The sequence below is a fragment of the Treponema sp. R80B11-R83G3 genome, assembly GCF_054786115.1.
Window position 1 is genome coordinate 1 of sequence record NZ_BDHF01000411.1, and the last position, 630, is coordinate 630.

Sequence of the window (630 nt, forward strand, 5' to 3'; positions counted from 1 at the left end):
AAAACAAACAAGCGCCGATGACGCTTTCAGTTTGGCTGTCGAGCGAGGGGGGCTACCCAAGGACACGGCTTCAGGCGATTCGGCACGGCTCGATAACGTATCCCTGCTGTTAATGCGTTCTTTCAACATGAAAGGCGGCGTAATGTACACCCTCACCAAAAACCGCCGCTACGCCTACCGCCAATTAACTTACATTAACGTTATTCAAAACCGCAGCGACCCCTCCGATTTCGTGTCGGGCGAACGGCTCCTCTACTATGTAAACAAAATCCTCGACATGGAGAATTAAAATGAAAAAACTTTTATACAAAATACTTTTAATATTGATTTTGACGATACCCGCCTCACTCTCCGCCTACGACTTCGCTCTTGTGATAAACGCAGACGGCGGATTCGGCAACACCGTAACCGAGGACAACGCCTTTGATTTTAAGACGGCGATTTTCCCACGCTTCTCAACGCCGTTAGGCGAAAATGGGGAGCTAATCATATCCGCAGGTTTTTCAATCGGGAAGGAAGAAGATTTTTTCTATATACCCGAACTGCTCCGAACGGAATACAACATGATATTCGGCAGTTCAAGCCTAAAGGCAGGACGTGTCAATTACACAGCCCCTCTTTCATTTATAG

At 47.1% G+C, this 630-nt stretch carries 1 protein-coding gene and 1 pseudogene; both read left to right on the forward strand.

The features are described 5' to 3' along the window. A pseudogene (locus ACYVRH_RS14170) lies at positions 1 to 289 on the forward strand (hypothetical protein); the annotation flags it as partial. A 1-nt stretch (position 290) separates the two neighbouring features. Beyond that, a partial coding sequence (locus tag ACYVRH_RS14175; protein ID WP_461257519.1) for a hypothetical protein occupies positions 291 to 630 on the forward strand: 340 nt, incomplete at its 3' end.